This window comes from Quisquiliibacterium sp. (assembly GCF_982640115.1).
Map to the genome: position 1 here is coordinate 1 of NZ_CEXFHW010000037.1, position 25,916 is coordinate 25,916.

Annotated in this window: 22 protein-coding genes; 15 read left to right on the top strand and 7 right to left on the bottom strand. The window is 71.4% G+C overall.

The features are described from left to right. Positions 1-1,168: class I adenylate-forming enzyme family protein (locus tag AC2H6A_RS06405; protein ID WP_484272318.1), on the bottom strand; the 1,168-nt coding region annotated here is incomplete at its 3' end. 112 nt (positions 1,169-1,280) lie between these two features. On the opposite strand from AC2H6A_RS06405, the gene AC2H6A_RS06410 reads away from it, so the two are divergent. The 9 genes from AC2H6A_RS06410 (at position 1,281) to AC2H6A_RS06450 (ending at position 11,621) form a co-directional block, all read left to right on the top strand. Then, positions 1,281-2,024 carry a tyrosine-protein phosphatase gene (locus tag AC2H6A_RS06410; RefSeq protein WP_484272319.1) on the top strand — a complete coding sequence of 248 codons (744 nt, stop codon included), beginning with the start codon at positions 1,281-1,283 and terminating at the stop codon, positions 2,022-2,024. A gap of 140 nt (positions 2,025-2,164) precedes the next feature. Next, positions 2,165-3,166 carry a TRAP transporter substrate-binding protein gene (locus tag AC2H6A_RS06415; RefSeq protein ID WP_484272320.1) on the top strand — a complete coding sequence of 334 codons (1,002 nt, stop codon included), beginning with the start codon at positions 2,165-2,167 and terminating at the stop codon, positions 3,164-3,166. 145 nt (positions 3,167-3,311) lie between these two features. Further along, on the top strand, positions 3,312-4,604 hold the full coding sequence (locus AC2H6A_RS06420) for an acyl-CoA dehydrogenase family protein (RefSeq protein WP_484272321.1): 1,293 nt from the start codon (positions 3,312-3,314) through the stop codon (positions 4,602-4,604). Between the two features lie 99 nt (positions 4,605-4,703). Then, positions 4,704-6,176, top strand: a complete 1,473-nt coding sequence (locus AC2H6A_RS06425) for an outer membrane protein assembly factor BamB family protein (protein ID WP_484272322.1) — start codon at positions 4,704-4,706, stop codon at positions 6,174-6,176. Positions 6,177-6,251: 75 nt separating this feature from the next. Beyond that, positions 6,252-7,481 carry an ABC transporter substrate-binding protein gene (locus AC2H6A_RS06430; RefSeq protein WP_484272323.1) on the top strand — a complete coding sequence of 410 codons (1,230 nt, stop codon included), beginning with the start codon at positions 6,252-6,254 and terminating at the stop codon, positions 7,479-7,481. Then, complete coding sequence (locus tag AC2H6A_RS06435) at positions 7,478-9,388, top strand: ABC transporter permease (RefSeq protein ID WP_484272324.1); 1,911 nt, start codon at positions 7,478-7,480, stop codon at positions 9,386-9,388. The genes AC2H6A_RS06430 and AC2H6A_RS06435 overlap by 4 nt, the downstream gene beginning before the upstream one ends. Then, the gene (locus AC2H6A_RS06440; protein WP_484272325.1) at positions 9,385-10,173 is read left to right on the top strand and encodes an ABC transporter ATP-binding protein; all 789 of its coding nucleotides are present in this window, start codon (positions 9,385-9,387) and stop codon (positions 10,171-10,173) included. The genes AC2H6A_RS06435 and AC2H6A_RS06440 overlap by 4 nt, the downstream gene beginning before the upstream one ends. After that, positions 10,170-10,916, top strand: coding sequence for an ABC transporter ATP-binding protein (locus tag AC2H6A_RS06445; protein ID WP_484272326.1), 747 nt, complete (start codon positions 10,170-10,172; stop codon positions 10,914-10,916). Before AC2H6A_RS06440 ends, AC2H6A_RS06445 begins: the two co-directional genes overlap by 4 nt. Before the next feature lie 51 nt (positions 10,917-10,967). Next, entirely contained in the window at positions 10,968-11,621 is a 654-nt protein-coding gene (locus AC2H6A_RS06450) for an RraA family protein (protein ID WP_484272327.1), read from the top strand. On the opposite strand, the gene AC2H6A_RS06455 is transcribed toward AC2H6A_RS06450, so the two are convergent. Genes AC2H6A_RS06455 through AC2H6A_RS06475 form a run of 5 tightly spaced genes read right to left on the bottom strand, consistent with a single transcriptional unit; the run spans position 11,596 to position 17,662 of the window. Further along, complete coding sequence (locus AC2H6A_RS06455; RefSeq protein WP_484272328.1) at positions 11,596-12,780, bottom strand: oxidoreductase; 1,185 nt, start codon at positions 12,778-12,780, stop codon at positions 11,596-11,598. The two genes, AC2H6A_RS06450 and AC2H6A_RS06455, sit on opposite strands and share 26 nt — an antisense overlap. Before the next feature lie 13 nt (positions 12,781-12,793). Continuing rightward, entirely contained in the window at positions 12,794-14,230 is a 1,437-nt protein-coding gene (locus AC2H6A_RS06460; protein ID WP_484272329.1) for an amidase, read from the bottom strand. Further along, on the bottom strand, positions 14,217-15,779 hold the full coding sequence (locus AC2H6A_RS06465) for a DNA recombination protein RmuC (RefSeq protein ID WP_484272330.1): 1,563 nt from the start codon (positions 15,777-15,779) through the stop codon (positions 14,217-14,219). Before AC2H6A_RS06465 ends, AC2H6A_RS06460 begins: the two co-directional genes overlap by 14 nt. 34 nt (positions 15,780-15,813) lie before the next feature. Next, positions 15,814-16,962 (bottom strand): aminotransferase class V-fold PLP-dependent enzyme, encoded by a 1,149-nt coding sequence (locus tag AC2H6A_RS06470; RefSeq protein WP_484272331.1) that lies wholly within the window; start codon positions 16,960-16,962, stop codon positions 15,814-15,816. A 22-nt stretch (positions 16,963-16,984) separates the two neighbouring features. Continuing rightward, entirely contained in the window at positions 16,985-17,662 is a 678-nt protein-coding gene (locus AC2H6A_RS06475) for an Rpn family recombination-promoting nuclease/putative transposase (RefSeq protein WP_484272332.1), read from the bottom strand. A gap of 40 nt (positions 17,663-17,702) precedes the next feature. On the opposite strand from AC2H6A_RS06475, the gene AC2H6A_RS06480 reads away from it, so the two are divergent. Beyond that, positions 17,703-17,981, top strand: a complete 279-nt coding sequence (locus tag AC2H6A_RS06480; protein WP_484272333.1) for a cupin domain-containing protein — start codon at positions 17,703-17,705, stop codon at positions 17,979-17,981. 138 nt (positions 17,982-18,119) lie between these two features. Next, positions 18,120-19,121, top strand: a complete 1,002-nt coding sequence (locus AC2H6A_RS06485) for a helix-turn-helix transcriptional regulator (protein WP_484272334.1) — start codon at positions 18,120-18,122, stop codon at positions 19,119-19,121. Between the two features lie 86 nt (positions 19,122-19,207). Here AC2H6A_RS06485 and AC2H6A_RS06490 read toward each other — a convergent pair whose 3' ends face one another. After that, positions 19,208-19,723 carry a DUF4188 domain-containing protein gene (locus AC2H6A_RS06490; RefSeq protein WP_484272335.1) on the bottom strand — a complete coding sequence of 172 codons (516 nt, stop codon included), beginning with the start codon at positions 19,721-19,723 and terminating at the stop codon, positions 19,208-19,210. Between the two features lie 129 nt (positions 19,724-19,852). On the opposite strand from AC2H6A_RS06490, the gene AC2H6A_RS06495 reads away from it, so the two are divergent. From AC2H6A_RS06495 to AC2H6A_RS06510, 4 genes are all read left to right on the top strand, one after another. Continuing rightward, the gene (locus AC2H6A_RS06495; RefSeq protein ID WP_484272336.1) at positions 19,853-21,682 is read left to right on the top strand and encodes an NYN domain-containing protein; all 1,830 of its coding nucleotides are present in this window, start codon (positions 19,853-19,855) and stop codon (positions 21,680-21,682) included. A 73-nt stretch (positions 21,683-21,755) separates the two neighbouring features. Next, on the top strand, positions 21,756-22,940 hold the full coding sequence (locus AC2H6A_RS06500; protein WP_484272337.1) for an acyl-CoA dehydrogenase family protein: 1,185 nt from the start codon (positions 21,756-21,758) through the stop codon (positions 22,938-22,940). A 101-nt stretch (positions 22,941-23,041) separates the two neighbouring features. Further along, the gene (locus tag AC2H6A_RS06505; protein WP_484272338.1) at positions 23,042-24,646 is read left to right on the top strand and encodes a DHA2 family efflux MFS transporter permease subunit; all 1,605 of its coding nucleotides are present in this window, start codon (positions 23,042-23,044) and stop codon (positions 24,644-24,646) included. Further along, positions 24,643-25,872, top strand: coding sequence for an MFS transporter (locus AC2H6A_RS06510; protein ID WP_484272339.1), 1,230 nt, complete (start codon positions 24,643-24,645; stop codon positions 25,870-25,872). The genes AC2H6A_RS06505 and AC2H6A_RS06510 overlap by 4 nt, the downstream gene beginning before the upstream one ends. The last annotated feature ends 44 nt before the right edge of the window (positions 25,873-25,916 follow it).

Consider the following 25,916-nt stretch of genomic DNA (forward strand, 5'->3'; position numbering starts at 1 on the left):
GCCAGCCGTGCTTCATGATCTCGGCGGTGGCGGCCGCGTCGTCGAGATAGCCGTCCATCAGCGTGGGACCACGCAGCACCACCTCGCCAGTCTCGCCGGCGGGCAGCAGCCGGCCCTCCTCGTCCATGATCTCCATGGCCTCGACGATCACCGTGGGTCGCCCGCAGGAAAGCAGCCGGTGACGCAGCGCCGGCTCGCGCACCGCGGCCGCGATCTCGGGCGGTGACATGAAGGTGGTGGGAAAGCCCGACTCGGTCTGGCCGAAGGCCTGACACACCACCGGGCCCAGGCGCTCGACCGCCTCGACGATCTTCTCCGGCGCGAAGGGCGATGCCGCGGCGATCAGGTAGCGCAGCGAGGAGAAGTCCGCCTGCGCGGCCCGCGGGTGGGCGAGCAGCATGTAGATGAGCGTGGGCGGCAGGAACAGCACGCTCACCCGGCGCGTCTCGATGAGCTCGATCATCGCGGCGACGTCGGGCGTGGACATCATGATGGTGGTGCCGCCGAACTGGCCCATGCCCAGCGCCACGAAGCCGCCGGCATGGGTGATGGGCGCTACCGCGAGGTTCACCGGCGGGTCCTCGAAGTGCAGGCAGGTGGCCCAGGCGAGCACGCCGGTCATCATGAAGCGGTTCGAACCGATGGTGAGCTTGGAGCGGCCGGTGGTGCCGCCGGTGGCGCCCTGAAAACCCTGCGCGGCCTCGTCCAGGCGCAGCGCGAGGGGTTCGTCGGAGGCATCGCCGAGCCAGTCGTGCAGGCTGGGCACCCGCGGGTCGACGCCGTTCACGCAGACCACCTCGCGCAGCGTGGGCACGCCCTGGCGGATGGCGTCGATCAGGCCGGCTGCGGACGGGTCGAAGAAGAGCAGGTTGCAGCGCCCCGCGGCCAGGATGTGCAGGATGTCGGGCAGCGCAGCGCGCATGTTCAGGTTGCACCACGCCACACCGGCGCGCATGCCGCCGAGCATCGCGATGAAGGCCTGCCCGGTGTTCGGGCTGAGCACCGCGAAGCGGTCTCCGGGGCCCAGGCCGGCCGCGCCGATCCGCCGGGCGATGCGGTTGGTGAGCTGCCAGACCTGACGGTAGGTGTGATCGCCGCCATCGCCGCTCAGCGCCAGCCGGTCGGGGTGGGTGCGGTATCCGCGAAAATACAGATCGGTGAGGTGCATGAGGCCTCCGCTGGGGCGTGTCCCGGCAGTATCGCGCGGGCCGTGCGGGCGTCATGCCGCCGCCACCGCGCTGGCCTATGATGCAGGATCCGCCTCGTTTCGAAACCCACCGATGTCCGCCACGCCCTCCCGCTCGCTCAATCTCACCGGCGCCACCAACTTCCGCGATCTGGGCGGCTACCGCGGCGCTGATGGCCGGCCGGTGCGCTGGCGGCGGCTGTTCCGCTCCGACCACCTCGCCGCGCTCACGCCGCAGGACGAGGCTGCGCTGGGTGCCCTCGGACTGGCCCGCGCCTTCGACTTTCGCGGCGTGGCCGAGCGCGCCGCCACCGCCTACCGGCTGCCGGGCGTGGTGCAGCATCCGCTGCCGATCGAGCCCACGGTGGTGCAGAACCTCGACACCCTGCGCGCGGCCGGTCGCCAGCTCACCGCGCGCGATGCCGAGTCGGTCATGCGCGACACCTATCGCGCCTTCGTACGCGGCAACAGCCATCGCTTCGGCACGCTGCTGCGCCACCTGGCCGATGATCACTCCCCGGCGGTCTTCCACTGCACCGCCGGCAAGGACCGCACCGGCTTCGCGGCGGCGCTGCTGCTGCTGGCCATGGGCGTGTCCCGCGAGGAGGTCGAGCACGACTTCCTGCTCACCAACCAGCATTACCGGCGGGCGCATGCCTCGCAGACCGATCTGCCCCAGGAGGTGCTCGATGTCCTCTGGCGGGTGCAGTCGGGATTTCTGGCCGCCGCCTTCGAGGTGGTCGGCGCCGAACACGGCGGAGTCGATCGCTACCTCGAGACGATCGGCATCGGCGCTGGCGAGCGTCGTCGCCTCATCGATGCCTACCTGGAGCCCTGAGCGCCCCGGGGGCGGCGCACCCACCGCCTCCTGATTCCTTGTCCCCACCGGGGGCGGTGCGTGGGCGTCGCGGGCAGCGTGGCATGATCCTGCCCGACGCCGGACGCAGCCGGCGTTCCAACACCCACAACGGAGACACCATGAAACTCGCGTCCCTCATCGTGGCGGTCGCGGCGCTGTTCGCCGCGTCGCCTTCGCCTTCCCAGGCCCAGCAGAACTGGAAGGTGGCCTCGGCCGCTCAGCCCGGCTCCCCGCTGATCGGTTTCGTCGAGGAGGTCGTTGCCAAGATCGGCACCAACACCAAGGGTGCGATCAAGGCCGAGCGGCTGTTCATCGGCAGCGAGCAGGAGATCGCCCAGCAGATCGTGCGCGGCCGCATCGAGGTGGCCGGCATCTCCATGGCGGGCATTGCGCCGGCCATTCCCGAGGCCGGCATCATGACCACGCCGTATCTCTGGACCAGCGACGCGGAGCGTGACTATGTCACCGACAACCACGCCCTGCCCGTGCTCAGGAAGATCTACGAGGCCAAGGGCGTGGTGCTGCTCGGCATCAGCGAGGTGGGCTGGAACGATGTGGTCTGCAAGAAGCCCTGCCTGACCCCGGCCGATTTCAAAGGCATGAAGGTGCGCGTGGGCCCGGCGCTGTCCTCGAAGATCTTCTGGCAGTCGATGGGCGTGAACGGCGTGCAGATGCCGCTCTCCGAGCTCTTCCCGGCGCTGCAGAGCGGCCTGGTCGAAGCCGCCGACCTGCCCTTCCCGTACTACGTGACCACCCCGGCTGCCCAGAGCGCGCCGCACTATGTCACCACCCGGCACCTGCACCATCCCTCGGCCTTCATCATCAACAAGCGGATCTGGGATGGCCTGACCCCCGAGCAGAAGACCGCCGTGCAGTCGGCCGTGCCCGATGCGCCGCGCATGCGCCGCGAGGTCGATGCCAGCATCAAGCCCAAGATGGATGACTTCAAGGCCAAGGGCGGCACCATCCATGAGCTGACCCCGGCCCAACGCGCCGAGTTCGTGAAGCTGGTGCTGCCCAACCAGGAGCAGATGGTCAAGGAGACCGGCGGCGCCGCTGCCGAACTCTGGGCCGCCATCCAGAAGGGCAAGGCCGAGTTCAAGGCCCGCGGCGGCAAGTAAGCTGTCCTGCGCGGGCCGCCGATGCGGCCCGCAGCCCGAAACCGGCCGCGGCACTCCCGCGGCCGGTCCGTTTCAGCGCCCCGGCCGATGCGCCGGCCGGCGCCGGCGCCGACCATGTCGGTCTCGTTCACACAAGGAGACCGACATGGCCTGGGACTTTGCCACCGATGATGCCTATCAGGCGCAGCTCGACTGGGTCGACCGCTTCATGCGCGAGGAGATCGAGCCCCTCGACCATGTGCTCGGTCATCCCTGCGATGTGCGCGATCCGCGCCGCAACGCGCTGGTGCGGCCGCTGCAGGCGCAGGTGCGCGAGCGCGGCCTGTGGGCCTGCCATCTCGGGCCCGAGCTCGGTGGCCAGGGCTACGGCCAGGTCAAGCTTGCGCTGCTCAACGAGATCCTGGGCCGCTCGCGTTTCGGCCCCACCGTGTTCGGCTGCCAGGCGCCCGACAGCGGCAATGCCGAGATCCTGGCCCACTACGGCACGCCCGAGCAGAAGCGCCGATTCCTGCAGCCGCTGCTCGACAACGAGATCGTGTCCTGCTTCGCGATGACCGAACCGCAGGGCGGCGCCGACCCCAAGGTCTTCAAGACCCGCGCGGTTCGCGATGGCGACGAGTGGGTGCTCAGCGGCCAGAAGTGGTTTGCCTCGCATGCGTCGTTCGCCGAGTTCCTGATCGTGATGGCGGTCACCGATCCCGACGCGCCGCCCTACAAGACCATGTCGATGTTCATCGTGCCCACGAACACACCGGGTCTGCGGGTGATCCGCAATTCGGGCTTCCCGACCGAGACGGTGCCCACGCATGGCTATCTCGAGTTCGACGGGGCGCGGGTGCCGGCCGACCACATGCTCGGCGGCCGCGGCGAGGCCTTCGTGGTGGCCCAGACCCGGCTGGGCGGTGGCCGCATCCACCATGCCATGCGCACCATCGGCGAGGCGCGCCGCGCGCTCGACATGATGTGCGAACGGGCGCTCTCGCGCCGCACCCAGGGTGAGCGTCTGGCCGACAAGCAGATGGTGCAGGAGCGGCTGGCCGACTCCTGGATCGAGCTCGAGCAGTTCCGCCTCCTGGTGCTGCGCACCGCCTGGCTGATCGACCAGCACAAGGATTACAAGAAGGTGCGCAAGGACATCTCGGCAGTGAAGGCGGCCATGCCCAAGGTGCTGCATGACATCGCCTCGCGCGCGCTGCTGCTGCACGGCTCGATCGGCATCTCCGAGGAGATGCCCTTCGCGCATCTGGTGATGCAGTCCTACCATGTGGCGCTGGCCGACGGTCCGGTGGAGGTCCACAAGGCCACGCTCGCCAAGCAGATGCTGCGCGACTACAAGCCCACCGAGGCGCTGTTCCCCGACTACCATGTGCCCAGCCAGCGCGAGCGGGCGCTGGCCCGTTTTCGCGACGCGCTCGCGCATATCGACGAGTCGGTCTGAGCCGCCTCAAGGCGGGCGCACCGGGCGGCGGCCGGGCGCGCCCGGCGCGGGCTACGCTGGCAGCGTCCGGCCCGCAGCCGCCCCACTTGCGTCACCGCCATGCCCGAAGCCCCCTCCCTGGAAGCCCTCGGGCTGCTCCAGCCCCTGTGGACCCACCTGTCGCCCGGTGGCAAGCCGATCTACTCCTCGCCGATCGGTCCGGTGATGGCCCGCGCCAATGGCGAACGGCATCGGGCCGTGGTGCTGTGCGGCTGGGATGGTCATGTCAGCGCGCTGCGCGCCGACACCGGCCAGGCCCTGTGGCGCGCGCGTGCCGGCGGGCCCTGCTATGGCCGCTGCCAGGCGGCCGATGTCGACGGCGATGGCGCCGTGGAAATCTTTGCGCCCGGCCATGACGGCCTGATCCGCTGCCTCTCGGATGACGGCAGCCTGCGCTGGACCTTCGCCAGCCTGTACGGCCGTGAGGCCAGCGGCCGGGTCAGCCGCGCCGGGCCGCGCAGCCTCACCGATGACGCCAAGGCCTGGGCCGCCAATGCCTTTCTGCGGATGCAGGGGCGGGGCCACGGCGCGCTGCTGCGCATCACCAGCGGGCCCGGCGCCGGGCAGGCGCGCGAGGTGGTCGAGAACCCCGGCGGCAGCACGCTCACGGTGGCCGAGCCCTGGGATGTGCTGCCCGCGGCGGGCGATACCTATCGTGTGGAGCCGCGCTGGCCCAGCGACCGCTACTACCAGCATGCCGGCACCCTGGTGCACGAGCCCGGCGGCTGGTTTCTCTATGCCGGAGGCTTCGACAACCAGCTCTGCAAGATCGACGCGCGCAGCGGCGCGCTGGTGTGGCAGTACGCGGCCCTCGAGAACATCGAGCCCTACCCGCTGGTGCTGGCGGCCGATGGCGGCGTTCGGGTGTACAGCGCCTGTGTCGACGGCCGCACCCGCTGCCTGGACGGGGCCACCGGCGCGCTGATCTGGGAGGCCGACACCGGCCCCACCGATGCCTTCATCGCGGCCGCCGATGTCAACGGCGACGGACGCATCGAGCTGCTGGTGTCCTCGCGCGACAACCGCGCCTACATCCTCGATGCCCATCGCGGGCGGGTGCTGGGCATCTCCGAGGACATCGGCGCCGACATCGACTGTGCGGCCATGCCGGTGCACATGCCGGGGCAGGGCAGCCACCGCATCGTGACCGGCTGCGATGCCGGCAAGCTCTGGTGCATCGACGGCAGCGGCCGCACGGTCTGGCGCCAGTCGCTGTCCACGCGGCCGATCAACTCCTCGGCGGTTGTGCACGATGTGTTCGGCCGCGGCAGCCCGGCCGTGCTGATCGGCGACATGGAGGGAAGCCTGCACTGCGTCGATGTCGCCACCGGCGGGGTGATCGGGTCGCTGAAGCTCGCCGGCGGCATCGAGGGCGTGCCCTGGTATGGCGATCTCGATGGCGATGGCCGGGCCGAGCTGGTGGTCACCACCACCGCTGGCGAGGTGCGGGCCTGGCGCTTCGCCCATGGCGGGGTGTGGCTCGCGCCGTGGTATCCCGGGCGCGGACAGTTCGAGGGCTCTGTGAGCCTTTGAGCGGCCCGGCCGGCTGGCGATGGGATAATCAGGGCGGTGGCCGTCTGCCGGCCGTTTCTCCCACGGAGCTCTCCCATGTCATCGTCATCCGGCTGTGCCCGCCCTGGTCTGCTGCGCGCGCTGGGGCTCGGCCTTGGCCTGTGTCTGACGCTGGCCGCGCCTGCCGGCGCGCAGGTCCGCATCGGCGAACTCAACAGCTACAAGGCCCAGCCCGCCTTCCTGGAGCCCTACCGCAAGGGCTGGGAGCTGGCCCTCGAGGAGATCAACGCCGGCGGCGGCCTGCTCGGCCAGAAGGTGGAGGTGATCTCGCGCGATGACAACGCCAACCCGGGCGACGCGGTGCGGGTGGCCGAGGAGCTGGTCTCGCGCGAGCGGGTGTCGGTGGTCTTCGGCACCTTTCTGTCCAATGTCGGGCTGGCGGTGACCGACTTCGCCCGCCAGCGCAAGGTGCTGTTCCTGGCGGCCGAGCCGCTCACCGACAAGATCACCTGGCAGAACGGCAACCGCTACACCTTCCGACTGCGCCCCTCCACCTACATGCAGGCGGCCATGCTGGTGCCCGAGGCCGCGAAGCTGAAGAAGAAGCGCTGGGCGATCGTCTATCCCAACTACGAGTACGGCCAGTCGGCGGCAGCCACCTTCAAGGAACTGCTCAAGGCGGCGCAGCCCGATGTCGAGTTCGTGGCCGAGCAGGCGCCCGCGCTTGGCCGCATCGATGCCGGGGTGGTGGCGCAGGCGCTGATCGACGCCCGCCCCGATGCGATCTTCAATGTCACCTTCGGCGCCGACCTGGCCAAGTTCGTGCGCGAGGGCAGCACCCGCGGCCTGTTCAAGGACCGCCCGGTGGTCTCGCTGCTCTCGGGCGAGCCCGAGTACCTCGACCCCCTGCGTGACGAGGCCCCGGAGGGCTGGATCGTCACGGGCTACCCCTGGTACAGCATCCGTTCGGCCGAGCATGACCGCTTCCTCACCGCCTACCAGCGACGCTGGAAGGAGTACCCGCGTCTGGGCTCGGTGGTGGGTTATGCGTCGATGATGTCGCTGGCCCAGGCCATCCGCAAGGCGAAGTCCACCGACACCGAGAAGCTCGTCGAGGCCATGCGCGGGCTGCAGCTCGAGAGCCCCTTCGGCCGCATCACCTGGCGCGCCCTCGACCACCAGGCCACCATGGGCGCCTATGTGGGCGTCACCACGGTCAATCTGGGCCGTGGCGTGATGAAGGACTTTCGCTACATCGACGGCGCAGCGGTCCAGCCCTCCGACGCCGCGGTGCGCAAGCTGCGTCCGGCCGACGCGATGCAGTGAGCGCGCAGACCCTCATCGTCCAGCTCCTCAACGGACTGGCCGGGGCCTCCACGCTCTTCCTGGTGGCGGTGGGGCTGTCGCTGATCTTCGGCGTCAGCCGCATCGTCAACTTCGCCCACGGCTCCCTGGCCATGGTGGGCATCTACCTCGCCTGGTCGTTCATCGACCGCCTGGGTGCGGGCAGCGTGCTCGGTTTCTGGGGTGGCATCGTGGCGGCAGCGCTGCTCACGGCCGCGATCGGCGCGCTGATCGAGCTCACGGTGCTGCGACGGATCTACGCCGCGCCGGAGCTCTTCCAGCTGCTGGCCACCTTCGCGGTGGCGCTGGTGGTGCGCGATGCCGTGCTCTGGCTGTGGGGCCCCGAAGACCTGCTCGGCCCGCGCGCGCCGGGCCTCAAGGGGGCGGTCGAGGTGCTGGGCGCACGCCTGCCCAGCTACGACCTGCTGCTGGTGGTGATCGGTCCGCTGGTGCTTGCCGCCCTGTGGCTGCTGCTGCGCTTCACGCGTTTCGGCGTGCTGGTGCGCGCCGCCACCCAGGACCGCGAGATGGTCGCCGCGCTGGGCGTGAACCAGGCCTGGCTCTTCACCGGGGTGTTCGCGCTCGGCTCGCTGCTCGCCGGGCTGGGCGGCGCGCTGCAGATCCCGCGTGAGCCGGCCAATCTCGGCATGGACCTGATCACCATCGGCGAGGCCTTCGTGGTGGTGGTGGTGGGCGGCATGGGCAGCATCCCCGGCGCCTATCTGGCGGCGCTGCTGATCGCCGAGACCAAGGCCCTTTGCTACGCACTGGGCACCGTGAGCGTGGGCGAGTTCAGCGTGTCCTTCTCGCGGCTGACGCTGGTGGCCGAGTTCCTGGTGATGGCGCTGGTGCTGGTGCTGCGGCCCTGGGGCCTGCTCGGTCGCCCGGCCGGCGCGGTGCGCGCGGGCGCGGCCCAGCTCGAGGCGCCGCTGCGGCCGGCCGGCCCCGGCGAGCGCCGCGCCTGGTGGGGGCTGCTCGCGCTGCTCGCCGCATTGCCGCTGGCCGCGCAGGCCTGGCCCTACCTGCCGGTGCTGGGCATCGACATCCTGATCGCGGTGCTGTTCGCGGCCAGCCTGCATTTCCTGATGGGGCCGGGCGGCATGCACTCCTTCGGCCATGCCGCGTACTTCGGGTTGGGCGCCTATGGCGCGGCGCTCGGCGTGAAGGCGCTGGCCCTGCCCATGGAGCTTGCGCTGCTGGCCGCGCCGCTGCTCGCGCTGGCCGGGGCGATGCTCTTCGGCTGGTTCGCGGTCCGCCTCTCGGGCGTGTACCTGGCCATGCTCACGCTTGCCTTCGCGCAGATCGTCTGGGCGCTGGTGTTCCAGTGGGACGCGGTCACCGGCGGCAGCAACGGCCTGGTGGGCATCTGGCCCTCGGCCTGGCTGTCCTCGCGCGAGGCCTGGTACTGGCTCACCCTGGCGGTGGTAGCCGCCGGCGTGGTGCTGCTGCGCCGGATGCTGCACTCGCCCTTCGGCTTCGCGCTGCGGGCGGCGCGCGACTCGCCGTTGCGCGCTGAGGCCACCGGGATCGATGTGGCCGCGATCCAGTGGCGGGCCTTCGCGGTGTCGGGCCTGTTCGGCGGCGTGGCGGGCGCACTCTTCGCCTTCGCCAAGGGGTCGATCTCGCCCGAGACCATCGCGGTCGGCCGCTCGATCGACGGGCTGGTGATGGTGCTGCTGGGCGGCGTGCAGACCCTGGCCGGCCCGGTGGTGGGCGCGGCGGCCTTCACCTGGCTGCAGGACACCATCATCCGGTCCACCGACTACTGGCGGGCGGTGCTGGGCGTGGCCATCCTCGCGCTGGTGCTGGCCTTTCCGCAGGGCATCGCCGGGGCGCTGGGCCCGCGCCTGCAGGCGCTGCTCGCGCGCCCCGGCGCAAGCCGGCCATGAGCGCCGCGCCGCTGCTGCAGGTGCAGTCGCTGCGCAAGGCCTTCGGGGGCGTGCAGGCGGTCGACGGCGTGTCCTTCGAGCTGGCCGCGGGCGAGCTGCTCGCGCTGATCGGCCCCAACGGCGCGGGCAAGTCCACCTGCTTCAACTGCATCAACGGCCAGCTGCAGGCCGACGGGGGCCGGGTGCTGCTCGCCGGTCAGGATCTTGCCGGGCTCGGCCCGCGTCAGATCTGGCGCCGGGGCGTGGGCCGCACCTTCCAGATCGCGGCCACCTGGACCTCCATGACCGTCCTCGAGAACCTGCAGCTCGCGCTGCTCTCGCATGAGGGCGCGCTGCACCGCTGGTGGGGGCGCGCCGCCGAGCGTCATCGCGAGCCTGCCCTCGAGCTGCTGCGCGCGGTCGGCCTGGAGGCGATGGCGCAGGCGCCCTGCGGCGCGCTCGCCTATGGCGACATCAAGCGGGTGGAGCTTGCGATCGCGCTGGCCAATGCGCCGCGCCTGCTGCTGATGGACGAGCCCACCGCGGGCATGGCCCCGCGCGAGCGCCACGCGCTGGTGGCGCTGGTGCGCCAGCTGGTGCGCGAGCGCGGCATCGGGGTGCTGTTCACCGAGCACAGCATGGATGTGGTGTTCGCGCACGCCGATCGCCTGATCGTGCTGGCGCGCGGCCAGCTCATCGCGCAGGGCCCGCCCCAGGCCATCCGCGACGATGCCCGGGTGCGCGAGGTCTACCTGGGCAGCAGTCTGGCCAAGAGCGGCGTGGCCGCGCCCGGGGTGACCTCATGAGCGGTGGACCGGCTGGCACGCTGGCCGTTGGCGCCGAGCCGCTGCTGTCGGTCAGTCGGCTCGATGGCTGGTATGGCCGCGCGCAGATCCTGCGCGAGGTCTCGCTCTCGGTGGGCGCCGGCGAGGTGGTGGCGCTGATGGGCCGTAACGGCGCGGGCAAGTCCACCACCCTGAAGGCGGTGGCCGGGCTGCTCGAACGGCGGGCGGGGCAGGTGCGCTTCGCCGGTCAGGACATCTCGGGCTGGGCACCGCACCGCATCGCGCGCGCCGGGCTGGGCTGGGTGCCCGAAGACCGGCGCATCTTCACCGACCTGACCGTGCTCGAGAACCTCGAGGTCGGACGCCAGCCGCCCCGGCCCGGCGCGCCCACCTGGACCGTGGCCAGTCTGTTCGCGCTTTTTCCCAACCTGGCGGCGATGCCGCAGCGGCCGGGCGGGCGCATGAGCGGCGGCGAGCAGCAGATGCTCACCGTGGCCCGCACCCTCATGGGCAACCCGCGGCTGGTGCTGCTCGATGAGCCCTCCGAGGGCGTGGCGCCGGTGATCGTCGAGCAGATGGCCCGCTCGATCAACGCCATGAAGCGCGAGGGCCTGTCGGTGCTGCTCTCGGAGCAGAACCTGCACTTTGCCGGCCTGGTCTGCGATCGCGCCTATGTGCTCGAGAAGGGGCAGATCCGCTTCTCGGGCAGCATGGCCGAACTGGCCGCCGACGAGACGGTGCGCCGCGAGCATCTCGGCCTGTAGCCGCCGGCCGGTGATAGTGTCGGCGCTCCGTCCAACACCCCGGAGCGCGCCATGATCGATGAAGTCCCGCTGATCCAGACCGATGCCTTCGAGCGACCCGACCCGGCCTGGGTGGAGCAGCTGCGTGGCACGCCCACCGGTTTTCTCACCGATGCCATGGGCGGCGACGGCGCGCTCGACTGCCGGCTCGCCCCGGCCATCGCCGAGCAGTACGCCTTCTGCGGCGTGGCGCTCACCTGTCATGCCGGCCCGGCCGACAATCTGGCGCTGATCCACGCCCTGCAGTCGATCCAGCCGGGCGATGTGATCATGGCCGCGGCCGACGGCTTCACCGGCTGCGCGATCACCGGCGACCTGGTCCTGGGCATGGCCCGCAACCGCGGCGCGGTGGGCTTCGTCACCGATGGCTGCGTGCGCGACCGCGTCGGCCTGCAGCGGGTGGGTCTGCCCGCCTGGGCCATGGGCGTCACGCCCAACTCGCCGCACCGCAATGGTCCGGGCACGGTGGGCCGGCCGGTGATGCTGGCCGGCCGGCGGGTGTGCAGCGGCGATGTGGTGGTGGCCGACCTGGACGGGGTGGTGGTGATCCCGCGCGAGCGGATCGCCGCCGTGCTCGCCCGCCTGCCCGCCATCCGCGAGGCCGAGGCCAAAGCCGACGAGGCGGTGCGTCAGGGCGCGATCAGCCCGGGCTTTCTCGGGGGCTGAGTTCGTCCTCGCCCTGGGTGGAGGCGCGCAGCTCCGGCACGGTGGCGGCGCGCCGCTCCAGCCAGAAGCCGCCGCGGGTCTTCATCACCCGATAGCCGATGTCGTCGCCGAGCTTGATCGCGGCGTCGACCGGCCAGTTGGGGTTGTGGATGAGCTCGCGCGCCAGCGCCACCAGGTCGCAGGCGCCCTCGCGCAGGATGCGTTCGGCATGGCTGGCGTGCACGATCAGGCCGACCGCCGAGGTGGGCACGCCGGTCTCGCGGCGGATGGCCGCAGCCAGGTCCACCTGGTAGCCGTAGGAGGCGCTCTGCCCGGCGGGCAGCGGCGAGCCGGCGATGCCGCCGGCCGAGCAGTCGATCAGGTCAACGCCCAGCCGGTGCATCTCGCGCACCAGGGCGACGCTGTCAGCCAGGGTCCAGCCGCCGGCGGCGCCATCGATCACCGACAGCCGCACGAAGATCGGCTTGCCCGCCGGCCAAACCGCCCGCACCCCGGCCACGATCTCGAGCACGAAGCGCATGCGGTTGGCGAGGCTGCCGCCCCAGGCGTCGCCACGCTGGTTGGCCAGGGGCGACAGGAAGCTGTGCAGCAGGTAGCCGTGCGCAGCGTGCAGGTCGAGCACCTGGTAGCCCGCGGCATCGGCTCGGCGCGCGGCCGCGACGAAGGCGTCGATCACGGCGTGGATGTCGGCCTCGCTCATCGCCCGTGGTGCCGCGGCGCTCTCGCCCGGCAGGGTGATGGCGCTCGGGGCGATCACATCCCAGTCGTCCCAGTCGGCGATCTCGGGGGTGCGCAGCAGCGGGCCGCGGCCCTGGTCGGGCGGCTTCTGGCGGGCCTTGCGGCCGGCATGCATCAGCTGGATGCCGGGCACCGCGCCGCAGTCTTGCATGATGTCGACGAGGCGTCGCAGGTGCGGCACCGCCGCGTCATCCCAGATGCCGATGTCGCCGACCGTGCCGCACCCGCGCCGTTCCACCGTGGTGCCTTCCTGGAAGACCAGACCCGACCCGCCATCGGCCAGCCGCCCGAGGTTCATGAGGTGCCAGTCGGTGGGCCGCCAGTGGCGGCCGGCGTACTGCCACATGGGCGCGGCCATCACGCGGTTGCGCAGCGTCACATCGCGCAGCTGCCAGGGCGAGAAGAGCAGGGTCTGGGTCATGGAAGCCGGGCTTTCAGGCGCGCGGGGCGGGTGAGGGATTGCGGGGCACCTGGGTGGCCAGCCCGAGCGCCTGCTCGAGCAGCGCCGCGGCGGCCAGCACCCGGGCATCGGCGTGCGGCGGGCCGATCAGCTGCAGACCCACCGGCAGACCGCCGGCCGTGAAACCGCAGGGAATGGACAGCGCCGGACAGCCGGTGAGGCTGAGCACGAAGGTGAGGAACATCCAGTCGATGTAGCTGGTGAGCTCCTGATCGCCGATGCGGGTGGGATAGGCCTGCTCGACCGGGAAGGGCGGCACCGCCACCACCGGGCAGGCGAGCAGGTCGTGGGTCTGGAAGAAGGCGGCCACGCGATGGAAGAGCGCGGTGCGCTCGCGCTCGGCGCGCAGCACCTCGTCGATGCCCAGGTTCAGCCCCTTCTCGATGTTCCAGATGATCGAGGGATGGATGCGGGCCCGCTCGCGCGCCAGCAGCTCGCCGCGCAGCGCACCGAACATCAGCGCCCGCTGCGTCTGGAAGGTGTCGATGCCGTGACGGAAGTCGGGGCAGGCATCGTCCACCTGCGTGCCCATCGCGGCAAAGCGCTGCGCGCCGGCGCGGCAGATCGCGGCCACTTCCGGATCGACCCGGGACAGGCCGAGATCGGGCGTGAAGCCGATGCGCCGCGGCGGCCGGGCCTCGCGCACGGCCTGCACGAAGGGCTGCGCGGGCGCGGGCATCGACCAGGGGTCTTCGGGGTGCTGCACCGAGAGCGCGTCGAGCATCAGGGCGAGGTCGGGCACATTGCGCGCCATCGGGCCCTCGACCCAGAGCGAGTCGAAGGCGGCCAGCCCGGCGCCGCGCGGTACCCGGCCCACCGAGGGCCGCAGGCCGACGATGCCGCAGTAGCTCGCCGGGATGCGCAGGCTGCCGCCGAGGTCGCTGCCCATGGCCATCCACAGGGTGCCGCTGGCCAGGCCCGCGGCCGCGCCGCCCGAGGAACCGCCCGCGGTCATGGCCAGGTTCCAGGGATTGCGCGTGGCGCCGAACACCGGGTTGAAGGTGTTGGACCCGGCGAACTCCGGCACATTGGTCTTGGCGAAGAAGATGCCGCCGCTGGCGCGCAGGGTGGCCACCGTGTGGTCATCGTGGGGTGCGATCGATTGCGCGAAGATCGGCGAGCCGAAGGTGGTGGGCTGGCCCCCGACATCGTTGTAGTCCTTGGCGGCCACCGGCAGACCGGCGAGCCAGCCCGGGCCGGGGTCGGCGGGCGGCGGCGCGGCCATCATCCGGCGGGCGTCTTCGGGGGCGATGTCGAGGAAGCGGATCGGCAGCGCGTTGACGGCGCCGTCAACGGCCTCGATGCGCGCGGCCACCGCGTCGAGCAGCTCGAGCGGCGAGAGTTCGCGGCGGCGCAGCCGGTGCACCGCCTCGGTGGCGGTGAGGCGGATCAGTTCGTCATGGCTGGACATCGGACTCTCCCTGGGGTGGGCTGCCGGCTTCCTCGACGAGGTTGCGCGGCAGCTGCTTGCTGGGTTTCACGCCGAGCTCGCGCAGCATCTCGGCCTGACGGATCACATTGCCGCGGCCTTCGCCGAGCTTCTTCTTCGCGTCGCTCCAGGCCTGGCGGGCATGGTCGAGGCGGGTGCCGACCGCTTCCAGATCGGTGACGAAGCCGGTGAGCCGGTCGTACAGCTCGGCGCCGCGCCGCGCGATCTCCTGCGCGTTGCGGCTCTGCGCCTCCTGGCGCCAGAGATGGGCCACGGTGCGCACCACGAACAGCAGGGTGGACGGGCTGACCAGCAGCACATTGCGCTCCCAGGCGTCCATGAAGAGCTGCTGGTCGTGGGTGACCGCGGCCATGAAGGCCGGCTCGATGGGCACGAACATCAGCACGAAGTCGAGCTGGCCATAGAGCGCGTGGTAGCGCTTCTCGGAGAGCCCGCGCAGGTGGGCCCGCACCGAGCCGAGGTGCTCGCGCAGCGCGGCCTCGCGCGCGCCCTCGTCCTCGGCGCCGGCCAGCCGCTCGTAGGCCACCAGGCTCACCTTGGCGTCGATGACCAGGCGACGCGACTCGGGCAGGTGGATCACCACATCGGGCTGCTGGCGCTCGCCGTCCTCGTTGCGCTGGGCATCCTGCACCACATACTCGTGGCCCTTGCGCAGGCCCGAGGCCTCGAGCACCCGTTCGAGGATCAGCTCGCCCCAGTTGCCCTGGCTCTTGGCCGAGCCGCGCAGCGCGGCGGTGAGGTTGCGCGCGTCATCGCTCAGGGTGCGGTTCAGCTGCAGCAGGCCTTCCACCTGCTGGCGCAGCGCCGAGCGCTCCTTGCTCTCGTCGACATAGACCTCCTCGACCTTCTTCTGGAAGTCGCTCAGGCGCTGGCGCAGCGGGTCGAGCAGGCTGCCGAGCGCGGCCTGGCTCTGGGCCTGCAGGCGGCTGGTGCTGGTTTCCAGGGCCTCGGCGGCCAGCAGCCGAAAACGCTCGCTCAGCGCCTCCTGGGTCTGGGTGAGCAGGGCGAGTTTCTCGGTGGCGCGGGCCTGCTCGGACTCGAGCCGGGTCTTCGCGGCCTCGAGCTGGCCGAGCAGCTCGGTGCGTTCGACGCGCAGCTGCGCGAGCGTGTCGTCGCGCTCCCTCAGCCGCTGCTCCAGTTCGGGCACGCGGCGAGCGCGCTCGTCCAAACGGGCGCTGTCATCGCGGCTGGTGTCGAGCTGGTTGCGGGTGATCTCCCAGGCGGCGCGGGCCTGGGCGAGTTCATGCTGGCGCAGCTCAGCAAGGCCTTCGGCCTGCTCGGCACGCTGCTGGGCCGCGGCGGCGGCGGCTTGCAGATCGCCCTGCACCCGGGCCGCCGAGGTTTGCCACTGCGCCTGCGCGGTGGCCACCGCAGCCTGCTGCTCGGCCAGGGCGGTGGCCACCAGCGCCTCGCGGTCGGCCTGATGGCGCCCCCGCAGCAGCAGCCAGGCAAGCAGCGCGCCGATCGGCAGGCCGACCAGCAGGCCGGGCAGGGATGCGATGGGATCCATCAGGGGCTCAGGGCGGCGAGGGCACCGGATTGTTTCACAGCGCGTCCAGCGCGGCTTCGAGCCGCGTCAGGTCGGCCTCGTCGTTGTAGCCCTGCACCGAGACCCGCACGAAGCTGCGGCCGTCGTGGCGCGTCACCGGCACCTCGATGCGATGCTCATCAAACAGGCGGGCCCGCAGCGCCTCGGCGTCATCGTGCGGGACGGCCAACGGCACCATCTGGGCGAAGTCGGCATCGGCGGCGATCGGTGGCAGGCCGGTGCGCTGCGCGACGCGATGCATGAGGGCCACGGCCATGGCATGGCAGCGTGCCTGCACCGACGGCCAGTCGTGCTGGCGCTGGAAGTCGATGGCGGCGGGCACGGCGAGCCAGGCGGCGATGTCGCGCGTGCCCTGCCATTGCAGTCGCCGCTCCAGCAGCGTGCTGCCGGTATAGGCATCGAAGCCGGTGTGGCCGCCCGTGCCGGCGACATAGCCCCAGCTGGTCACCGTGGCATGCAGGTGGGGATGGTGCTCGGGGCGGGCGTGCAGGAAGGCCGAGCCCTTGGGCGCGCACAGCCACTTGTGGGCGTTGCCGGTGTAGAAGTCGGCGCCGAGCGCGTCGATGCTCAGCGGCAGTTGCCCGGGCGCATGGGCGCCATCGATCAGGGTGAGCACGCCGCGTTCGCGCGCCTGCGCACACAGCGCCTGCACCGGGAAGACGAGCGCGGTGGTGGAGGCGAGGTGGCTGGCGAAGATGAGGCGCGTGCGCGGGCCCACGCACGCCATCAGGCGAGGCACGAAGGCCTCGCGCTCGAAGGGCAGGGGAATGTCCACCAGGGTGAGCCTCGCCCCTGCCCGGTCGCACTCCCGTTGCCAGGTGGCCAGGCAGGCGCCGTACTCGTGGTTGGTGGCCAGGACTTCGTCGCCGGGGGCCAACGCCAGCGAGCGCGCGACCACATTGACCCCGGTGGTGGCATTGGGCACGAAGATCAGGTGGGCGGCCTGCGCGCCGACGTGGCTGGCGAGCGCGGCCCGGGCCTGGGCCAGCAGGCCGGCGGAGCGACGGCCCAGGAAGTCCACCGGATTGCGCTCCATCTCCCGCTGCCAGTGCTGCAGCGCCTCGAACACCGGGCGCGGGCAGGCGCCGAAGGAGCCGTGGTTCAGGAAGGTGATGCCGGGGTCGAGCAGGAAGTGTGAGCGCATGGCTCGCGTGGGAGCAGAGCGTTCAGCCGGTGATCACGGCCGACAGGCTCTCTGCACCGAGCAGGCGATCGGCCCACCGCTGAAGCTCGGCCGGGGTGGCCGCCTCGATCTGCTGGTCGATCGTCAATGGCAGCGGGCCGAAGCGAGCCACGAGCAGTCGCCGCAGCAGGTCGGCTTCGCCCTCGAGACGCCCCTGCGCCCGCCCCTCCGCGTGCCCCTCCGCGCGCCCGAGTTCTCGCTCCTCCCGACGCGCGGTACGCTCGTCGCTGAGCGCGCGGGCGCGGATGAAGGCGCGCTGGCGTGTCTGCTCGTCGGCGCTGATTTCCTGCAGCCGGTTCAGCGCCTGCCGGACCGCGGGTTCGTTGAGTTCGGCCATGCGTGCCTCGTCTTGCCAGTGGGTGAAGAAGTCGATCCAGGCGCTCAATGGGCGATCCAGTGCGTACGGGCCCGGTCCGGGCGGCAGCCGCCGTGCCTTGGGCAGTTCCACCCGATGGAGCTCGAGCTCGTCGCCCAGCCGGACACCGGGCTTGCGCTGATCGCGCAGCTCGAAGCACCAGGTGGCCTGGTGGGCAAGCGCCTCGCCATCGTACAGGGTGGGTGGGCCAATCCGTCCGGGAGCCCAGGACTTGCGGGCAGCGCTTTCCGCTGAATGCCCCGTCTGATCTGCCCCAGGCGCCGGCAGCGCCGATCGGCGCCGCATGGCACCATCTCGGCTTTCGAGGCGCCCAGGAGCCGTTGTCATGACCTTGCCGACCCTTGAGCAGTACACCGAGCAGGCCGCCCGCCTGGGCTACGAGACCGTGCTGGTGCGCGAATGGGCGCCGGGCTTCCAGACCCAGCCTCACGAGCATCCCTTCGACGCCCGCGGTCTGGTGGTGGCCGGCGAGTTCTGGCTGACCCTGGGCCAGGACACCCGCCGGCTGCTGCCCGGCGACATCTTCGAAGTGCCCCGAGGCACGACCCACACCGAGCGTTACGGCGAACAGGGCTGCACCTTCTGGGCGGCGCGCCGCGGCTGAGCGCGCACCGAGCGGGGCCGGCGTTCTCGGCCCACGCCGCCGGCTGATCGCAGTCCGAACGTGGGGCCTCGCGGCGCCAGGCTCATCCCCTGAGACCGACTGCGGGCATCCTGCGGCGTCTTGACACCGACCGCGCCCATGGATCGCACCGAACGCTTCTATCGGATAGACCGCCTCCTGAAGGATCGCGGCTGCATCCCGCTGACCGGCCTGATGACCGAGCTGGGTGTGTCTCGCGCCACGCTGCTTCGTGACATCGCCTATCTCCGGGACCGTCTTCGCGCGCCGATCGTCTTCGACCGTGAGCGCGGCGGTTATCGCCTCGATGCCGTTGGCGCTCCGGACTATGCGCTGCCCAGCCTCTGGTTCAACCCCAGCGAGATCCATGCGCTGCTGGCCATGCAGCAACTGCTGCGCAGTATCGAACCCGGACTGCTCGCCCGCCATGTCGAGCCGCTGGAGCGCCGGCTGCACGCGCTGCTGGGCAAGGGCGGCTGGCAGCCGGGAGTCACCATGGACCGCGTTCGTCTGGTGCCCGTGGCCCGCCGGCTGCAGCGCCTGGCCTTTTTCGAAGTGGCGGCCAGCACCACGCTGGCGCGGCGTCGGCTGAGGGTTATCCACCACAACCGCAACACCGACCAGACCAGCATCCGCGAACTCTCGCCGCAGCGGCTGGTGTACTACCGCGACAACTGGTACCTCGATGCCTGGTGTCACCTCAGGCAGGACCTGCGCAGCTTCGCGGTTGACGCCTTGCAGGCGGCAGTCGCTCTGCCCGATGCCGCACTGGAAGTGCCGGCCGGGCAACTCGCCGAGCGATTCGATGCCGGCTACGGCATCTTCTCGCACCCGAGCGCCAGCCTGCGCTGGGCGCGGCTGCGCTTTTCTGCCTGGCGCTCCCGCTGGGTGCAGGCCGAAACCTGGCATCCGCAGCAACGGACCCGCCTGCTCGAGTCGGGCGAACTGGAGCTCGAGGTGCCCTATCACGATCCGCGTGAGCTCATCGGCGAAGTGCTGCGCCAGGGGCGCGACTGCGAGGTGCTCGGCCCGCCCGAGCTGCGCGACAGGGTTCGCGCGGAGGCGGCCGCGCTGGTTGCGGTCTACGAGGGAGCGCGCACCGCTGCGTCGCCGCGCGTCTGACCCCCGACCGGTTCCGGGGCAGGCAATCGGCCGGCGGGGTGTCTGCCCTGCTGCGTCCGGCATGCCTTCCGATCCGGTGCCCCTGCTCAGTACGGATCGATCGGTGCGTCGCCGTCTGCTCGCACGCCAAGGCGCGCGGCCGCGCTGTGGCGGCCCTTGCGCACCGGCACGCAGGCGGTGGCCGCTGCCAGCCCGAAGACCGGCATGTTGCCGTAGACGGTCTCGATCGCGTCGGCCGGCACGCGGTAGGTCTCATGGAAGATGCCCACCGAGCCGTTGTTGCGGATGCGGCGATTGAAGTCGCGCCAGGCACCGAGGTGGCTGCGCTGCGGATCGCGCGCGAAGCGCTCGAGCTCCTCGAACGAGCGCCAGTACTGCACCAGCATGACCACCCGCCCGGAGATGAAGGTCCGGGGTTGGGCGAGCATGCCCAGCGAGGGATCGCGGCAGAGCTCGACGATCATCTTCGGCATGACTGCGAACACCGGGATCCAGCGCCAGAACTGCAGCAGCCGGTTGATGCGCATGCCGATGATGAAGACCACCACTTCCTTGCGATCGCCGAGGTCGGCCGTGAAGCGGCCGGGGTTGACCTGCGCCATGGTGGCTCCTGTGGGGGGGGCGGGCGGCCCGGCGCAAGCGCCGGGCGCTGACGCGAGAAGCCTATCCCGATTCTCCCGCCGGCAGGGTCGGTCTCACCTGGCGAGCGCCGCATCACGCAGAATCCGGACATGGAGATCGATGGTCGTCCCTTGCCCCCCGGTGTGCTGGCCCAGTGGAAGGCCATGCTCGCTCGCGTGCCGGGCCCGCAGCTTCAGGTGCTGGCGCTCGCGCGGCCTCAGGCCCGCCGTGGCTTCCGACCGGGCCGGGTGGCGCCGGTGGCGCTGCTGCCCGGTCTGCAGCGCGAGCTGTCCCATGCCGCCGACCTGCCCGCCGACCTGCGCGAGGCCTTGCACGCAGCCGGTCTGGCCGGGGAACTGCTGTGGGTGTTCTCCGAGGCCGCGTTGCGGCGCATCCTGCCGCATCTGGTGGCGCTCCACGGCATCGAGCCCCTGGTCGCCAGCCTGCTGCTCGATGAGCGAGAAGCGGTGCGGGCCCTGGCCTTTGGCCTGCTCGATGCGCCTGCGGACGGTACCGACGAACCGGCGCCGGACCATGCGATCCGGGCCCGCTCGGCGCTGGGCGAGGCGCTCGCGCCTTTTCTGCGGCACACCGGAACCTGGCAGCAGGCCGCCGGCCGCGAGGCGGGCGTGCCCGCGGCGGCGTGTGCGTCGGTGGATGCGCCCGTGGCGCCCCTGGCGGTTGTGGCGGGCCGATCGCGCGGTGTGCGAACGGCCGCCGACCGGGAGCAGGTCATGGCCTTGCGGCAGGCCCGTCAGCGCATCCGACAGCTGGAGCGGGAGCGCGACGAGACGGGTGCCGAGCGCGACCGGCTGCGGCCGGCCCTGGAGACCCTGGCTGTCGAGCGCGATCGCCTGCGCGCCGATCTGAACGCGACCGAGGCGCGGCTCGCCAATCGGGAAGCCGCCTTTGCGGCCGAGGTGGCGCGTGAGACCCTGTCCCGGCTCGATGGCCGCCTGCTGCGCTGGCTGGTACCGGCACAGGCCCTGGCCGATGAGGCCGCCGCCCTTGCGGGGGGCGATGATCTGCTCGCCCAGGCGCAGGCCCTGCTCGCCGAGCAGGCGCGCATCGACCGCCGCCATGGCCTGCGTACCGAACTGCGAGAAGCGCTTGCCCGCTGCGAGCAGGCCATGGCCGACATTCACCAGGCTCAGGCGGAGAGCCTGAGCCCGCTGCCAGCCCTCGGGCCGCTGCGCGATCGGCTTGCCGCGCGCGCGGCCCAGCTGCAGCATCTGCTCGATCGGTACGCCCCCTTGCCGCCTGCCAACCCGCTGCTGCAGCGCCTGGCGCAGCGACTCGCCCAGGCGCCTGACCTCGACGCGCTGGCTGCGTTGCGTCGCTCGCTCGCGGCCATGGGCGGTCTCGGTCTTCTCACGCCGGCCGAGCGCCAGCAGGCCCACGAGATGCTCCGTCAGGCTGGCAGCACCGCGTACGCGCGCGCCGGTCTGAGTGAAGGCTGGTCGCGCGCCCGCCAGCGCCTGACAGGACTGCCGTCGCTGGCGCTGCAGGCAGCGATCGATCAGGGCGCCGACTGCAGCCTGGTGGTCGATGGCCACAACGTGCTGCACGGCCTGCCGGCCTGGTTCGGTCCGCACCACGAGCAGGGCCAGCCCGGCGCACGCGCGCGCCGGGTGCTCGAGGAGCGTCTGGCCGAACTGGCACTGGCGGCGCCCTCGCTTCGCATCCACCTCTGGTTCGACGGCGTCGAGATGAACGACCACACCCGGCTGGCCAACCTGCGGGTGCACTTTTCGGGGGGCAGCGGCATGAATCGCGCCGATGAACGCATCGTGGCCTACCTGCGCCACCTGCAGGCGGCCGAACCCGATGCCCCGCGGGCAGTGGTCAGCGCCGATGGGGATATCCAGCTGGCGGCCGGGCAGACCGGCACGATGGCGATCCCGCCCGAGGAGTTCGAGGCCTGGCTGGCCGACGGTTGAACGGCATCCGAGCCGCAGCGCCGTGAACCGGGCCTGTGTTGACATCACGAGGCCCGGCCGTGAGGATCGGCCCATGCATCCCACCCAGGAGTTCGACGCCGGCCTCGCGCCCGCCGCCCGCAGCCTCGTCGAGCGCGCCATCGCCTTCGCCGGCAGCGTGGTTGCCCCTCAGTCACGCCAATGGGAAGACCTGCGCCGTTTCCCGCGCGAGGCCATCCAGGCAGCCTGCGGGCAGGGGCTGGCGGCGGTCGAGGTGCCCGTCGCCCACGGCGGGCTCGGTCTGCCCTTCGGCGCCAAGCTGCGCATGGTCGAGGAGATCGGTCGGCACGACTTCGGCTTCGCGTTCTCGCTGGTCAATCAGCACAACACCGCCTCGCGCATCGCCGACCACGGCTCGGCGCAGGCGGTGGCCCGTTTCGTGCCGGCCCTGCTGGCCGGCGAGCTCATCGGCTGCACCGGCATGACCGAGCCCGGGGGTGGCAGCGACTTCGCCGCCTCGGCCACCACGGCGCGACGCGCCCCCGGCGGCTGGGTGCTCGAGGGCGCCAAGCGCTGGATCGTCAACGCCGCGCAGGCCGATGTCCTTCTCACCTTTGCGCAGACCGAGCCCGGCAGCCGCGACCGAGGCATCGCCTGCTTCATCGTGTCGGCCGACCAGCCGGGTTTCCTGCGCGAGCCGCCGCTCGCGGTGGCCGGCATCCATGCCAGCGGCACCGGCGGCTATCGGCTGCAGGACTGCTTCGTGCCCGATGCCCTGATGCTGTATCCGCCTGGCCAGGCCTTCAAGGCCGCAATGTCCTCGATCAACAAGGCGCGCGCGCACATCCCGGCGATGTGCGCCGGGATGATCGACACCGCCCTGATGCTCGCGCTGGCTCGCGGCGCCCAACGCGAGGCCTTCGGCCAGCCGCTGCTCGGTCATCAGGGCCTTCGCTGGTCGCTGGCCGATGTGGCCACCACGCTCGAGGCCTTGCGCCTGCTCACCTACCGGGCGGCCAGCCTGATCGACCGCGGGCTCGACGCGCAGCAGGCCGCCGCCATGGCCAAGAAGTTCGCCGGCGAGCAGACCCTGCCGGCGATCGCCGCCTGCATTCAGGCCATGGGCGCCGAAGGCCTGCTCGACGAGCACGGCCTGGGCCGGCACCTGGCCGCAGCCAAGGTGATGGGCTTCACCGACGGCACCACCGAGATCATGAACGAGCGCATCGGCCGGCTCCTGCAGGAGCGCGTGCGCCGCTCGCCCGGCGCACCGGCCTGAACCGGTCGGGCCCAGGCGCCCGCCGCGCCGGCGCGCACTTCCCGAAACCGGGCGCGACCCGCGCGCCGCCGCGAGAGCGGTGCGCGACATACCATCGGGCGATGTCTTCGTCGGCCCCCAGGCCCGAGGCAGCCCCGGCCGCTGCTTCCGTGCCGGCCGCGGCCGCCCGGCCGCCTGCCATCCCCGTTCCGCCGCCGCCGCTGCCTGCCGGGCAGCGTGCGATGGGCACGCTCGTGCTCTCGCTGGCCACCTTCATGAATGTGCTCGACGCCTCGATCGCCAATGTGTCGCTGCCGGCGATCGCGGGTGATCTCGGCGCGAGCGTCGACCAGGGCACGCGGCTGATCACCGGTTTCGGCATCGCCAATGCCATTGCGGTGCCGCTCACCGGCTGGCTGGCCGCGCGCTTCGGGCAGGTGCGGCTGTTCGTGGCGAGCGTGCTGCTGTTCACGCTGGCCTCCTGGCTGTGCGGCCTGGCCCCGTCGCTGGAATGGCTGATCGCCTTCCGGGTGCTGCAGGGGCTGGTGGCCGGGCCGATGATGCCGTTGTCGCAGACCCTGCTGCTCGGCACCCACCCCTCGGAGAACGCCGGCAGGGCACTGGCGATCTGGTCGATGACCGTGCTGCTCGCGCCGATCGTGGGGCCCTTGCTGGGCGGCTTCATCACCGACAACTTCCACTGGCCCTGGATCTTCTACATCAATGTGCCGATCGGCCTGTTCTGTGCCGCCATGACCTGGAGCATCTACCGCCACCGCGACCATCCGCCGCGGCGCCTGCCGGTCGATGTCGTCGGTCTGGTGCTGCTGGTGGTCTGGGTGAGCGCACTGCAGATCCTGCTCGACACCGGTCGCGAGGAGGACTGGTTCGCGTCCACCGAGATCCGCCTGCTGGCGGTCGTCTCGGTGGTGGGCTTCGTGTGCTTCGTGGTGTGGGAACTGCACGACCGTCATCCGATCGTCGACCTGAGGCTCTTTGCCAACCGCAACTTCACCTGCGGCGTGATCGCGCTGGCCGGCGGCTTCGCGCTGTTCTCGGGCAATGTGGTGCTGCTGCCGCTCTGGCTGCAGAAGGCCATGGGCTATACCGCCACCTGGGCGGGTCTGGTGCTGGCGCCGGTGGGCGTGATCGCCGTGCTGCTCTCGCCCTCTGCGGGCAAGGGCATCGACCGCGGACTGGCGCGCACCGTGGCGATCATCTCCTTCTTCGCCTTCGCGGCCTCGTTCTGGCTGCGCGCGCTGTTCACCACCCAGGCCGACTACGCCACGATCGTCATCCCGATGCTGCTGCAGGGCCTGGCGGGCTCGCTCTTCTTCATCGCGATGAGCGCCATCTCGCTGTCGGAGATTCCGCCGTCGCAGTTTCCGCTCGCCGCGGGGCTGAGCAACTTCGTGCGCATCTCGGCCGGTGCCTTCGGTACCTCGATCGCCGCCACCGCCTGGGACACCCGCACCCAGACCCATCGCGTGGATCTGGTGGAAGGTGCCAGCCGTGCCGGCTGGTCGCTGGAGCATCCGTTCTTCGATCCCCTTCGTGATGCCGGGATGTCGCTCGAGCAGACCCGGGGCCTGCTCGAGCGGGTGATCGAGCAGCAGGCGCTCACGCTGGGGGCCAACGACATCTTTCTGGTCTCGGCCTGCACCTACCTCGTGCTGATCCTGCCGGTGGCGCTTGCCCGGCCGGTACGCACCCGCAAGCGGCCATGATCGCCGCCCTCACGCCGTTTCGCACCCGCAGCTTCCGCTACCAGTGGCCGGCGGACCTCTGCACCGCCTGGGCCCTCGAGATGGAGACCCTCATCCTGGGCTGGTATGTCCTGGTGGAGACCCGCTCGGTGGTGCTGCTCACGGTGTTCGGCTCGCTGCAGTTCGTGGGCACGCTGGTGTCACCCCTGCTCGGGGTGCTCGGTGACCGGCTGGGTCTGCGCAATGTGCTGGCGGCCATGCGCCTGTCGTATGCACTGTTTGCCGCGGTGATCTTCACGCTGGCGTTGCTGGACCAGCTCACCCCCACCGCGGTGCTGGTCGTGGCGGCGTTCTGCGGGCTGATCCGGCCCACCGACATCGGCATGCGCAGCGCGCTGGTGGGTGCCACCGTGCCGCCGCGCGAACTGGTGGCGGCGATGGGCATCTCCCGGACCACCATGGACTCTGCCAAGGTGGGCGGCGCGCTGGCCGGGGCCGGCTTCATGGCCTCCTTCGGCATGGCCACCGCCTACGGTTTCATCATCGCGCTCTACGCGCTCGGGGTGGTGCTCACCCTGATGGTGGAGGGCGGTGGTCGGGGGGCGACGCGCGCCGAGCGGCCCTCGCCGTGGCGGGATCTGCGTGAGGGGCTCGTGTATGTCTGGCGCACGCCCCGGCTGCTGGCCGCCATGACGCTGGCGGCACTGGTGAACCTCACCGCATTCCCCTTCACCGGCGGGCTGATGCCCTACATCGCGCGCGATGTCTTCCATCTCGATCAGCAGGGCCTGGGCTGGATGGTGGCCAGCTTCGCCGCCGGCGCGCTGATCGGATCGGTGCTGATCAGCGTGTTCGGCCCGAAGGTGCGGGCTGGTCGCATGATGGTCGGCGCCTGCGTGGCCTGGTATCTGTGCCTGGTGGGCTTTGCCGTGGCCACCAGCCTGGGCCTGGCGCTGGCGCTGCTGGTGGCCGCGGGCATCGCGCAGAGCCTGAGCATGCTCTCGCTGGCCATCCTGCTGCTGCGCACCTCCGAGGATCGCTTCCGCGGCCGCATCATGGGCGTGCGCATGCTGGCCATCTACACGCTGCCGCTCGGGCTGCTGATCGCCGGCGCGATCATCCCGGTGATCGGCTATCTGGCCAGCGCGCTCGGCCTTCTCGTGGTGGGGCTGGCGCTGCTGGCCTGGCTGGCGCTGGCCTGGCGGGCCGATCTGCTCGACGGGCAGGCGCTGGCCAACCGGCGCTGAGCCGCTCACCTCGGCGGGCCGGGTCGTGCGCGCCCTCAGGCGCG